The sequence below is a fragment of the Streptomyces cylindrosporus genome (assembly GCF_022698165.1).
Classification (GTDB): domain Bacteria; phylum Actinomycetota; class Actinomycetes; order Streptomycetales; family Streptomycetaceae; genus Streptomyces; species Streptomyces cylindrosporus.
In genome coordinates this window covers 1-12,327 of record NZ_JALDAY010000027.1, presented here as the reverse complement: position 1 = coordinate 12,327, position 12,327 = coordinate 1, and the positions used below count along the sequence as shown (strand labels likewise).

At 72.5% G+C, this 12,327-nt stretch carries 13 protein-coding genes; all 13 read left to right on the top strand.

What is annotated here, in order from left to right:
- The coding region (locus MQP27_RS50585; protein WP_242779420.1) for an SDR family oxidoreductase at positions 1 to 196 on the top strand (196 nt) is incomplete at its 5' end.
- Positions 197 to 203: 7 nt separating this feature from the next.
- Complete coding sequence (locus tag MQP27_RS50580) at positions 204 to 1,595, top strand: MFS transporter (protein WP_242779417.1); 1,392 nt, start codon at positions 204 to 206, stop codon at positions 1,593 to 1,595.
- A gap of 7 nt (positions 1,596 to 1,602) precedes the next feature.
- On the top strand, positions 1,603 to 2,673 hold the full coding sequence (locus MQP27_RS50575; protein WP_242779414.1) for an acyl-CoA dehydrogenase family protein: 1,071 nt from the start codon (positions 1,603 to 1,605) through the stop codon (positions 2,671 to 2,673).
- 32 nt (positions 2,674 to 2,705) lie between these two features.
- Positions 2,706 to 3,290, top strand: coding sequence for an NADPH-dependent FMN reductase (locus tag MQP27_RS50570; RefSeq protein WP_242779411.1), 585 nt, complete (start codon positions 2,706 to 2,708; stop codon positions 3,288 to 3,290).
- Positions 3,291 to 3,318: 28 nt separating this feature from the next.
- Complete coding sequence (locus MQP27_RS50565) at positions 3,319 to 4,620, top strand: activator-dependent family glycosyltransferase (RefSeq protein WP_242779408.1); 1,302 nt, start codon at positions 3,319 to 3,321, stop codon at positions 4,618 to 4,620.
- A 28-nt stretch (positions 4,621 to 4,648) separates the two neighbouring features.
- Positions 4,649 to 5,308: a TetR/AcrR family transcriptional regulator C-terminal domain-containing protein gene (locus MQP27_RS50560; protein ID WP_242779405.1), complete on the top strand. Its 660-nt coding sequence runs from the start codon at positions 4,649 to 4,651 to the stop codon at positions 5,306 to 5,308.
- A 23-nt stretch (positions 5,309 to 5,331) separates the two neighbouring features.
- Positions 5,332 to 5,661, top strand: coding sequence for a TcmI family type II polyketide cyclase (locus MQP27_RS50555; protein WP_242779402.1), 330 nt, complete (start codon positions 5,332 to 5,334; stop codon positions 5,659 to 5,661).
- 37 nt (positions 5,662 to 5,698) lie between these two features.
- A complete protein-coding gene (locus MQP27_RS50550) occupies positions 5,699 to 6,967 on the top strand; it encodes a beta-ketoacyl-[acyl-carrier-protein] synthase family protein (RefSeq protein ID WP_242779399.1) in 1,269 nt (422 codons plus the stop codon).
- The gene (locus MQP27_RS50545; RefSeq protein WP_242779396.1) at positions 6,964 to 8,181 is read left to right on the top strand and encodes a ketosynthase chain-length factor; all 1,218 of its coding nucleotides are present in this window, start codon (positions 6,964 to 6,966) and stop codon (positions 8,179 to 8,181) included. The genes MQP27_RS50550 and MQP27_RS50545 overlap by 4 nt, the downstream gene beginning before the upstream one ends.
- Positions 8,182 to 8,284: 103 nt before the next feature.
- Positions 8,285 to 8,554 carry an acyl carrier protein gene (locus MQP27_RS50540; protein ID WP_242779393.1) on the top strand — a complete coding sequence of 90 codons (270 nt, stop codon included), beginning with the start codon at positions 8,285 to 8,287 and terminating at the stop codon, positions 8,552 to 8,554.
- Positions 8,555 to 8,687: 133 nt separating this feature from the next.
- Entirely contained in the window at positions 8,688 to 9,473 is a 786-nt protein-coding gene (gene fabG, locus MQP27_RS50535) for a 3-oxoacyl-ACP reductase FabG (RefSeq protein ID WP_242779390.1), read from the top strand.
- Positions 9,474 to 9,508: 35 nt separating this feature from the next.
- Positions 9,509 to 10,444 (top strand): aromatase/cyclase, encoded by a 936-nt coding sequence (locus MQP27_RS50530; protein WP_242779387.1) that lies wholly within the window; start codon positions 9,509 to 9,511, stop codon positions 10,442 to 10,444.
- A gap of 2 nt (positions 10,445 to 10,446) precedes the next feature.
- On the top strand, positions 10,447 to 12,327 hold a 1,881-nt coding region (locus MQP27_RS50525), incomplete at its 3' end, for an SDR family NAD(P)-dependent oxidoreductase (RefSeq protein ID WP_242779384.1).

The following is a 12,327-nucleotide window of genomic DNA, read 5'->3' as shown; positions in this document are numbered from 1 at the left end:
TCCGGGCATCACGCGCAACGACAACCCGGTGTTCGGGATGCCCGAAGTGGTCGAGCAGATGGCCCAGTTGTCGGCGTTCGGTCGGGTGGGGGAGCCGGAGGACATCGCGGACGTGGTGGCCTTCCTGGCTTCCGATGACGGGCGTTGGGTCACCGGGTCCTTCGTGGACGCCACCGGCGGCACCCTCCTCGGCTGAGCCCGGGATGACAACCGCGACCGACGCGGGCCGCCAGGGCCTGCTGTTCGTGCTGGCCGGCAACATGCTCATCGACGCGCTCGAAGTGTCCACCCTGGTCGTGGCCATGCCCTCGATCGCGGCCGACCTGCGTCTGACTCCCCTGGCGGTGCAGTGGACGATGACCGCCTTCGCCCTCGGCTTCGGCGGTCTGATGCTGTTCGGCACCCGGCTGGTCGAACTGCTCGGCCGGCGCCGGGTCTACCTGGCCGGGCTGCTCCTGTTCGCGGCAGCCTCCGTGGTCGGGGCCCTCTCCGGCGGCCCCGAACTGCTGGCCGCGACCCGCTTTGTCAAGGGCTTCTGCGTGGCGCTCACCGCGCCCACCGGGCTGGCGATCATCAGCACCGCCTTCGAGGAGGGCCCGGCACGCCAGAAGGCCGTGTCCGTCTACTCCTTCTTCGGGGCCTGCGGGTTCACCGCGGGCCTCCTGCTGTCCGGCGTCCTCACCTCGGTGAGCTGGCGCTGGACGCTGGCGTTCCCGGCCCCGGCCGTCCTGGTGCTGTTCGCCTTCTGCCTGCGGCTGATCCCGGCCGGCCCCACGGGTCCGGCCGCCGCGGGCCCGCGACGCTTCGACGCGGCGGGGGCGACGGCCCTCGCGGGCGCGTCGGCCGCCCTCGTCTGCGCCATCGTCTCGGCGGGCTCGGCGCTGCGCACCGGCATCGCGCTGGCCGCCCTCGCGGTCCTTGCGGCCGCGTTCCCGGCCGTCGAGCGACGCTCGCCGCGACCGCTCGTCGAGGCGGGCGCGGTCACCAACGGTCCGCTCATCAGGTCCGCGCTCGGCGGCGCGGCGTTCAACGGCTCCTATCTGGGACTGCTGTTCGTCGCCACGTTCCAGTTGCAGGCACGGCAAGGCTGGTCGCCACCGGTGACCGCGCTCGCCCTGCTGCCCGCGAGCCTGCCGCTGGCGCTGACCTCGCTCCGGTCGGGGCGGCTGGTGCGCCGGTTCGGCGGTCCGCCGCTGATCGCGGCCGGCGCGTTCCTCGCGTTCCTCGGCTACCTGGTCTATCCCCGGCAGCACCCGCCACAGTCGTACGCCGTCGATGTGCTGCCCACGCTGCTGCTGGTGGGGGCGGGTTTCGTGCTCGCCTTCGCCCCGCTGAACATGCAGGCCGCGTCCGGAGTCCCGGCCGAGCTGCGGCCGATGGCCGGCGGCGTGTTCCAGGCGGCGGTCCAGACGGGCGCCGCCGTGACCGTCTCCTCGGTCGCGGTCCTCTCCGAGCGCTCCGGAGACGGCGCGGCCCTGCGGTTCGTCGCCGTGCTCTCGGCCCTCGGGCTGCTGGTCGCGCTCACCGGACTGCGCCCGCGCCGCCCGGCACGGACCGCGGCACCCCGCTCTTCCGCATCCGAACTCCGGAGGTAATGGCCCGATGCCCGATCTGACCGGCCTGTTGTCCGCGGCCGAGACCGCCGCCGAGGTCGCGGCCCGCCACGCGGCCACGGCCGACACCGACCGCAGGCTCTCCGACGAGGTCGTCGAGACCCTGATCACCGCCGGGTTCGCCCGCCGCTTCGTGCCCGAGCACCTCGGCGGCGCACCCGTCGGCTTCACCGAGCTCATGGAGTCGGTGGCCACGGTCGCCGAGGGCTGCGCCTCCGCGGGCTGGGTCGCCTCGCTGATGGCGCAGGGCGCCCGCATCTCCGGCTACCTGCCCGCGGCCGGCCAGGCCGAGGTGTGGGCGAAGGGACCCGACACCCTCGTGGTCGTCGGCTTCGTCTCCCGGGGCGGCGTGCGCGCGGTGGACGGCGGCTGGGTCCTGACCGGCGACTGGCCCTACGTCAGCGGGATCGAGTTCTCCGACTGGGCCCTGCTGCTGGCCGACGACGGGAACGGCGCGCGCTTCTTCGCCGTACCCCGCCCCGACTACGGCATCACCGAGTCGTGGTTCACGACCGGGATGCGGGCCACCGGGAGCCACTCGCTGACCCTGGACGAGGTCTTCGTCCCGGACCACCGGTCCTTCCCGCGCGACGAGATGTTCCTCGGCCGTCCCGCGGTGTCCCGCGAGCCGTTCCACACCGCGCCGCTGTTCGCCGTGAACGGGCTGACCTTCGGTTCGCCCGTCCTCGGCGCGGCCCGCGGCGCCCTGAAGCTCGCCGCCGCCGCGCTGCCGGCCCGCGACAGCGCCCGGACCGGCTTCGCCCGCGCGGCCGGCGAGGTCGAGGCGGCGACCCTGCTGCTCACCCGGGTGGCCGAGAACGCCGACCTCGGACTGCACGACGACGACCGGCTGCGGCGGGCCTCCCTGGACAGCGCCCTCGCGGTGGACCTGCTGGCCGGCGCCGTCGAGCGGGTGTTCGCCGAGGCCGGCACCCGGGGCCAGCGCGAGACCCAGCCGCTGAACCGGGTCTGGCGCGACGTCCGCGTCGCCGCCGGCCACGGAGCACTGCGCTTCGAGCCCGCCGCACTGAGGTTCACCGAGCCGCTGCTCGCCTCCTGACCGTTCCCGCCCCATCCGAAAGGTGTCCGCCCATGTCCACCCGGCCCTTGCGCCTCGCGGTGCTCACCACCTGCGGCAACGACAGCAGGTCCGGTCCCCTGGTCGCCCAGTGGTTCGTCCGCGAGGCCGAGCAGTACGGCGACTTCGAGGTCGACGTGATCGACCTGGTCACGGCCGAGCTGCCCGTCATGATCACCCGGCCGCCGAACGAGGAGGCGGAGCGGCAGCTGTCCTCCGTCAGCCCGCGGCTGGCCGCCGCCGACGCGTTCGTCGTCGTGACCCCCGAGTACAACCGGGCCTACCCGGCCGTCCTCAAGAGCGCCATCGACTGGCACGTCGCCGAGTGGCGCGCCAAGCCCATCGGGTTCGTGTCCTACGGCGGCCGGTCCGGCGGCCTGCGCGCCATCGAGCAGCTCCACCCGGTCTTCGCCGAACTGCACGCGGTGACCCTGCGGGACTCGGTCAGCTTCATGGACGTGTGGGACCAGTTCGGTTCCGACGGACTGCCCAAGGACGGCCCCGGGTGCAGCGGGGCGGCCAAGGTCATGCTCGACCAGCTCAAGTGGTGGGCGGCCTCGCTCCACGACGCCCGGCTGAGTCGCCCCTACCGGGTCTGAACCCCCTTCACCCCACGGAGACCGATCGATGCGCGTCCTGATCACGACGATGCCCGCACCCACCCACCTCACCCCGAACGTGCCCCTCGCCTGGGCGTTGCACAACGCCGGACACGAGGTGCGGGTGGCGAGCCACCCCAGCATGGTCGAGCACATCAACGCGGCCGGGCTGACCGCCGTACCGGCCGGCGAGAACGTGAACATCCCGGCCGCCGTCCATGCCACCGGCCAGGACGAGCGGCTGGAGCGGATCACCGAGGCCCTCGCCCTGGGCACCGACGACGCCGACAAGCGCGGCCACATCCGCAACTTCGTCCTCGCGGCCTTCACCCTCTACTACTCCCAGGAGCCGGTCGGCGCGGGCGGCCAGGCCTTCGCCGACGACCTCATCGCCCACGCCCGCGCCTGGCGGCCCGACCTGGTGCTGTGGGACCCGCTCGTGCTGGCCTCGCCGCTCGCGGCCCGCGCCTGCGGGGCCGCGCACGCCCGGGTGCTGTGGGGCCTGGACCGCATGGGCTGGCTGCGCCGCCGGTTCCTCGACGCGCTGGCCGACCCGGCCTCGGGCGTCGACGAGGACCTCGTACGACAGGTGATGCGGCCGACGCTCGACCGCCTCGGGCAGGAGTTCGACGAGGAGCTGCTGACCGGGCAGTGGACCGTCGACCTCATGCCGCCCCGGCTGTCGGCGACCGAGGCGACCGGCCTGCGCACCATCAATCTGCGCCGGGTCCCCTACGCCGGTCCGGCCGTCGTGCCCGACTGGCTGAGCACCCCGCCCGAGCGCCCCCGGATCTGCCTGACCCTCGGCGCCAGCGGGCGCACGTTCTTCCAGGAGAACCACGGCGTCTCGATCGCCGCCCTCCTGGAGATGCTCGGCGACCTCGACGTCGAGGTCGTCGCCACCTTCAACTCCGTACAGCTCGACAAGGCAGGCACGGTGCCCGCCAACGTCCGTACGGTCGACTACATCCCGCTCGGCGAGCTGCTGCCGACCTGCTCGGCGATCATCCACCACGGGGGCGGCGGTACCTACGCGGCCGCGGCCGCGCACAAGGTCCCGCAGATCGTCATCCCCAAGCACTTCGGCGACTTCCTGGACAACGCCCGGTACGTCGCCGAGCGCGGCGCGGGCGTCCTGGTGGACCGGGAGACGACCACCATGGACGAGCTGAAGAAGCAGATCCTCCGGGTCCTCACCGAGCCGTCGTTCCAGGACGGCGCCGCCGACCTGTACGAGGAGGCGCTCGGCACGCCGGGCCCGGCCGAGATCGTGCCGGTTCTGGAGCGGCTCGCCCGCGAACACCGGTCCCGGTCCGCGGCCGTCGCGTGATCCGCACGTTCTGACGAAGGAGCACCGCATGCCCACGCCCGAAGCAACCCTCGTACCCGCGCAGGCCGGCCCCGCGGAGGACCGGCGCGCACTCGTGGAGGCGGCCCGTGCCGTCTTCGCCCGCGACGGCTGGACCCACAGCACCCTGGAGGCCGTCGCCGAGACGGCCGGCCTCGAAACCGAGCTGGTGGGGCACTACTTCAAGGACAAGGACCAGCTGCTGCTGTCCGTCCTGCTGGACAGCGCCGCCTCGCTGTCGGCGGCCCTGACGGTCATCGCGGAGAGCCACCTGGCCGAGATCACCGACCTGGAGCGGGACCTGGTCGCGCTGGGCCGGGCCTGGCTGACGCCACTGGCCACGTTCCCCGAGCACTTCGCCATCGTGCGCCATCTGCAGGCCGAGTCGGCCCGGCTGCCGGCCGGTCTGCTGGAGATGTGGCAGACCGCCGGGCCCCGGCAGGCCCAGCGGGAGCTGGCCCGCCGCCTCCAGCGCGTCGCCGACCGCGGACTGCTCGACATCGCCGACGCCGACCGCGCCGCGGGCCGCTTCATCCAGCTCGTCGCCGGCGGGGTGGTCGCGCGCTCCTTCCACGGCGCGGTGCCGCTCGCCGAGTACGAGACGGAACAGCTCATCAGCACCGGCGTGGCGGACTTCATCCGCCTCTACCGCCCCGACGCGGGCCGCTGACCCGAGAACGGAAGAGAGAAGACATGCACAGCACCCTCATCGTGGCGCGCATGGACCTGGCGTCCAGCGCCGAAGTCGGCCGCCTGTTCGCCGAGTTCGACCGGACCGACATGCCCCATCGCATGGGCACCCGCCGCCGCCAGCTGTTCGCCTACAACGGCCTGTACTTCCATCTGCAGGACTTCGACACGGACAACGGCGGCGAGCTGATCGAGGAGGCCAAGACCGATCCCCGGTTCGTCGGGATCAGCCAGGACCTCAAGCCGTACATCGAGGCCTACGACCCGGCGACCTGGCGGTCCCCGAAGGACGCGATGGCCACCCGCTTCTACAACTGGTCGGCCGCTCAGTGACGCCGCCGACCACCGACAGGAAGGGAGGCCACGCCCAGTGAGCCGTCGCGTTGTCATCACCGGGGTCGGCGTGCTCGCGCCGGGCGGCATCGGTGCCAAGAACTTCTGGAGCCTGCTGAGCGAGGGGCGCACGGCGACCCGGGGCATCACCTTCTTCGACCCCTCCTCGTTCCGCTCGCAGGTGGCCGCCGAGGCCGACTTCGACCCCGAACTGCACGGACTGACCGCGCAGGAGATACGCCGGATGGACCGGGCGGCCCAGTTCGGTGTCGTCGCCGCCCGGGAGGCGCTGGCCGACAGCGGTCTGGCCCTGGCCGGCTTCGACCCGCACCGCACGGGCGTCACCATCGGCAGCGCCGTCGGCGCGACCACCGGACTCGACGAGGAGTACCGGGTCGTCAGCGACGACGGCCGACTCGACCTGGTCGACCACACCTACGCGCCCCCGCACCTCTACAACTACTTCGTGCCCAGCTCCTTCTCGGCCGAGGTGGCCTGGGCGGTCGGCGCCGAGGGCCCGGCCACGGTGGTCTCCACCGGCTGCACCTCCGGTCTCGACTCCGTCGGGCACGCCGTGGAGCTGATCCGCGAGGGCAGCGCCGACGTCATGATCGCCGGCGCCACCGACGCCCCGATCTCGCCGATCACGATGGCGTGCTTCGACGCGATCAAGGCGACCACCCCGCGCAACGACTATCCCGAGCACGCCTCGCGCCCCTTCGACGGCACCCGCAACGGCTTCGTCCTCGGCGAGGGCGCGGCCGTCTTCGTACTGGAGGAACTGGAGAGCGCCACCAGGCGCGGCGCCCATGTCTACGCCGAGATCGCCGGGTACGCCTCACGCTGCAACGCCTTCCACATGACGGGTCTGCGGCCCGACGGCCGGGAGATGGCCGAGGCGATCCGGGTCGCGCTGGCCGAGGCGCGGATGAACCCCGAGTCCATCGACTACATCAACGCCCACGGCTCGGGCACCAAGCAGAACGACCGCCACGAGACGGCGGCGTTCAAGCTCAGCCTCGGCGACCACGCCCACCGCACGCCGGTCAGCTCCATCAAGTCGATGGTCGGGCACTCGCTCGGCGCGATCGGCTCGATCGAGATCGCCGCGTCCGTGCTGGCGATGGAGAACCACGTGGTGCCGCCCACCGCGAACCTGCACACTCCCGACCCGGAGTGCGACCTCGACTACGTCCCGGTCACCGCGCGCGAGCACCGCACCGACGCGGTACTGACGGTCGGCAGCGGCTTCGGCGGGTTCCAGAGCGCGATGGTGCTGGCCCGTCCGGAAAGGAGCGCGGCATGACCGCCAGGGCAGTGATCACCGGCATCGGCGTCGCCACCGCCAACGGCCTCGGGGTGGACGACTTCTGGGCCGCGACCCGCGTGGGCAAGAACGCGATCGGTCCCGTCACCCGCTTCGACGCGTCCTCCTACCCGGCCCGGCTGGCCGGGGAGATCACCGGCTTCGAGGCCGCGGACCACCTGCCCAGCAGGCTGCTCCCGCAGACCGACCGGATGACCCGGCTCGCGCTGGTCGCCGCGGACTGCGCCTTCGAGGACGCCGACGTACGGCCCGGGGACATCCCCGAGTTCGACATGGGCGTGGTCACCGCGTCGACCTCCGGCGGCTTCGAGTTCGGCCAGAACGAGCTGAAGAAGCTGTGGAGCCAGGGCAGCCAGTACGTGAGCGCGTACCAGTCCTTCGCCTGGTTCTACGCCGTCAACAGCGGCCAGATCTCCATCCGCAACGGGATGCGCGGACCCAGCGGTGTCGTCGTCAGCGACCACGCGGGCGGCCTCGACGCGATCGCGCAGGCACGCCGGCAGATCCGCAAGGGCAGCAAGCTGATCTTCTCCGGCGGCTTCGACGCCTCGATCTGCCCCTGGGGCTGGGTCGCGCAGATCGCCGGCGGCCGGCTGTCCACCCGGACCGATCCCGAGCGCGCGTACCTCCCGTTCGACGCGGACGCCAATGGCTATGTGCCGGGCGAGGGCGGGGCGCTGCTCATCCTGGAGGACGAGCACACCGCCCGCGAGCGCGGCGCGCGCACGCTCTACGGCGAGATCGCGGGTTACGGCGCGACGTTCGACCCGAAGCCGGGCAGCGGCCGTGAGCCCGGGCTGCGCCGCGCCATCGAGGTGGCGCTGGCCGATGCCGGAGCGGCGGCCGCGGACGTGGACGTCGTCTTCGCCGACGGCGCCGGCACGCCCGACCTGGACCGTGCCGAGGCCGACGCGATCACCGCGGTCTTCGGGCCCGGCGGCGTCCCGGTCACCGCGCCGAAGACGATGATCGGCCGGCTCTACTCCGGCGCCGCCCCGGTCGACGTGGTCTCCGCGGTGCTCGCAATCCGCGAGGGCATCATCCCGCCCACCACCAACGTGGAGTGCGCGCCCGCCTACGACATCGACCTGGTCGTCGGGCAGCCGCGGCCCGCGTCGGTGCGCACGGCACTCGTCCTCGCCCGCGGCCACGGCGGCTTCAACTCCGCCGTGGTGGTCCGCGAGGTCGACTGACCTCCGGCCGCCCGCCCCGAAGTGCCCGTCGCCACCCGGCGGCGGGTACTCGTCATGCAGTACATCGGCGCGCCCCTCGGCGCGAGACAAGGAAGGCACACCCATGTCCGAGCGGACCTTCACCATCGAGGACCTCAAGCGCATTCTCCTGGAGGGCGCCGGTGCCGAGGAGGGCGTGGACCTCGACGGCGACATCCTCGACACGGAGTTCGAGGAGCTGGGCTACGAGTCGCTGGCCCTGCTGGAGACCGGCGGCCGAATAGAGCGCGAGTACGGCATATCGCTGGACGACGACGTCTTCACCGACAACCGCACCCCGCGCTCGCTCGTCACCGCCATCAACACCCAGCTCGAAACCCTCGTCGCTCCCTGACCCCCGGGGCTTCGGCCCCCTCCCCGGCGCGGCCGCCGTGTTCCCCCGCACGGCGGCCGCGCCCTTTCCGCACGCCCTCAAGTCCTCACGTCCTCAAGTCCTCACGTCCTCACAGCCTTTGGAGAAGTCACCCATGTCGCAGCAGGACAAGCGGGTCGCCCTCGTCACCGGCGCCACCAGCGGGATCGGCCTCGCCGCCGCCCGCCTGCTGGCCGCCCAGGGCCACCAGGTGTTCATCGGCGCGCGCGACGCCGAGAACGTCGCCGAGACCGTCAAGCAGCTCCAGGGCGAAGGCCTGGACGTCGACGGCACCACCCTCGACGTGCGCTCCGACGACAGCGTCCTGGCCTTCGTACGGGCCGCCGTCGACCGCTTCGGCACCGTCGACGTGCTGGTCAACAACGCGGGCCGCAGCGGCGGCGGCGTCACCGCCGACATCCCCGCCGAGCTGTGGCACGACGTCATCGACACCAACCTCAACAGCGTCTTCCGCATGACCCGGGAAGTCCTCAACACCGGCGGCATGCGCCACAAGAGCCGCGGCCGGATCATCAACATCGCTTCCACCGCGGGCAAGCAGGGCGTGGTCCTCGGCGCCCCCTACTCCGCCTCCAAGCACGGCGTCGTCGGCTTCACCAAGGCGCTCGGCAACGAGCTCGCCCCGACCGGCATCACCGTCAACGCGGTCTGCCCCGGCTACGTCGAGACACCGATGGCCCAGCGGGTCCGCCAGGGCTACGCCGCCGCCTACGACAGCACCGAGGAGCAGATCCTCGCCAAGTTCCAGGCCAAGATCCCGCTCGGCCGCTACTCCACGCCGGAGGAGGTCGCCGGCCTCGTCGGCTACCTGGCCTCCGACACCGCCGCCTCCATCACCGCGCAGGCCCTCAACGTCTGCGGCGGCCTCGGCAACTTCTGATCCCCGAACCACCCCCTGCCCAAGGAGAGTTCACGATGACCACCCGTGAGGTCGAGCACGCGATCACCGTCTCGGCACCGGCCGAGGCCGTCTACCGTCTCATCGCCGAGGTACGCAACTGGCCGCGGATCTTCCCGCCCACCATCCACGTCGACCACGTCGAACAGGACGGGAACACCGAGCGCATCCGCATCTGGGCCACCGCCAACGGCGAGGCCAAGAACTGGACCTCGCGCCGCGTCCTCGACCCGGCGAAGCTGCGCATCGAGTTCCGCCAGGAGGTCAGCACCCCGCCGGTCGCCGCGATGGGCGGCACCTGGATCATCGAGCCCGTCTCACCGGCCGAGTCCCGGGTACGGCTGCTGCACGACTACCGCGCCGTCGACGACGACCCCGAGGGCCTGGCCTGGATCGACGAGGCCGTCGACCGCAACTCGCGCTCCGAGCTGGCCGCGCTGAAGAAGAACGTCGAACTCGCCCACGCCGCCGAGGACCTGACCTTCTCCTTCGAGGACACCGTGCACATCGCCGGCTCCGCCAAGGACGTCTACGACTTCATCAACGAGGCCGACCGGTGGTCCGAGCGGCTGCCGCACGTGGCGACCGTACGACTGGAGGAGGACACCCCCGGCCTCCAGTCGCTGGAGATGGACACCCGCGCCAAGGACGGCTCGACGCACACCACCAAGTCGTACCGGGTGACGTTCCCGCACCGGAAGATCGCCTACAAGCAGGTCACGCTGCCCGCGCTGATGACCCTGCACACCGGCTACTGGACGTTCGCCGACACCGCCGACGGAGTCGCCGCCTCCTCGCAGCACACCGTGACCGTCAACACCGCGAACATCACGAAGATCCTCGGTGACGACGCCACCGTCGAGGACGCGAAGAACTTCGTACGGGACGCGCTGAGCACCAACAGCCGCGCCACCCTCGGCCACGCCAAGGACTACGCGGAAGCCAGGGCCTGACCATGGCTCAGGACCGCATCACCACTCAGGTGCTCGTGGTCGGCGCGGGTCCGGTCGGGCTGATGCTCGCCGGTGAGCTGCGGCTCGGCGGCGCGGACGTCGTGGTCCTGGAGCAGCTCGACGCGCCGACCACGGAGTCCCGGGCGTCCACCCTGCACGCCCGCACCATGGAGATCCTCGACGGACGCGGCCTGCTGGACCCGCTGGGCGAGATCCCGGCCGAGCCGCGCGGCCACTTCGGCGGACTCCCGCTCGACCTCACCCTGCCCGGCCCGTACCCCGGCCAGTGGAAGGTCCCGCAGACCCGGCTGGAGGAGCTGCTCGGGGAGTGGGCCGCCCGCCTCGGTGCCGACGTCCGGCGCGGCCACCGGCTGACCGGAGTGACGGTCACCGGCCAAGGCGTCGAGGCCGAGGTGCGCGGTCCGGACGGGCGGACGGCGCTCTTCCGGGCCGCGTACCTGGTGGGCTGCGACGGCGAGGACAGCGCCGTGCGCCGCCTGGGCGGCTTCGACTTCCCCGGCACCGACGCCGCACGCGAGCTGCTGCGCGCCGACGTCGCGGGCATCGACGTACCCAACCGGCGGTTCGAGCGGCTCCCGGCCGGACTCGCCATCGCCGCCCGGCGTCCCGACGGCGTGACCCGGGTGATGGTGCACGAGTTCGGCGCCCGACCGCGCCCCGGTCAACCGGAGTTCACCGATGTCGTGGACGCCTGGAAGCGGGTCACGGGCGAGGACATCGGCGCCGGCACACCGCTGTGGGTGAACGCGTTCGGCGACGCGTCGCGGCAGGCCACCGCCTACCGGCGCGGACCCCTGCTGCTGGCCGGTGACGCCGCCCACCGGCAGATGCCGATCGGCGGCCAGGCCCTCAACCTGGGCCTTCAGGACGCCGTCAACCTCGGCTGGAAGCTGGCCGCCCAGGTCACCGGGCGCGCCCCCGAGGGCCTGCTGGACAGCTACCACGCCGAACGGCACCCGGTCGGCGCCCGGGTCCTCGGCAACATCGCCGCCCAGGCCCGGCTGCTGCTCGGCGGCACCGAGGTGAACGCCCTGCGCGAGGTGCTGGCCGAGCTGATCCCGCTGGAGAACGTGCGCACGAAGCTGGCCGGCATGATCTCCGGCCTCGACATCGCCTACGGCACGGACCGCGGGCATCGGCTGCCGCCCCGCGAGGTCACCGTCGACGGCAGCCCCGTCGGCAGCACCGAACTGCTGCGTTCCGGTCGGGGCGTGCTGGTGCTGCCGCCCGGCGACACCGCGCTGCGCGCCGCCGCCGCGCCCTGGTCGCAACTGGTCCGCCTCGCGGACGGCGGCCCCGAGGACACCGACGCCCTGCTCGTACGGCCCGACGGCTATGTGGCGTGGGCCGGGACCTCGGCATCGGAAGCCACCGGCGCGCTGCGGCGCTGGTTCGGCGAACCGTCGTCCGTGACCGTGACCGCAGCCCCGAAGAACCGGAAGAAGGACATGAACAGACTCACGGGCAAGACGGCGTTGGTGACGGGTTCGAGCCGGGGGATGGGCCGGGCGTCGGCTGTGCGGCTGGCGCGGGAGGGCGCGTTGGTGGCCGTCCACTACTCCAGCGGTAAGGAGGCGGCGCAGGAGGTCGTCGAGGGGATCGAGAGGGACGGCGGCCGGGCGTTCGCGGTGCGGGCGGAGCTGGGTGTCGCTGGTGATGTGCATGCGTTGTTCCTGGAGTTGGAGGAGGGGCTGCGGGAGCGCACCGGGTCGCCCGCGCTGGACATCCTGGTGAACAACGCCGGGGTGATGGGCGGGGTGAAACCGGAGGAGACGACGCCGGAGGCGTTCGACCGGATCATGGCGGTGAACGCGAAGGCGCCGTTCTTCCTGGTGCAGCGGGCGTTGAAGCACATGCGTGAT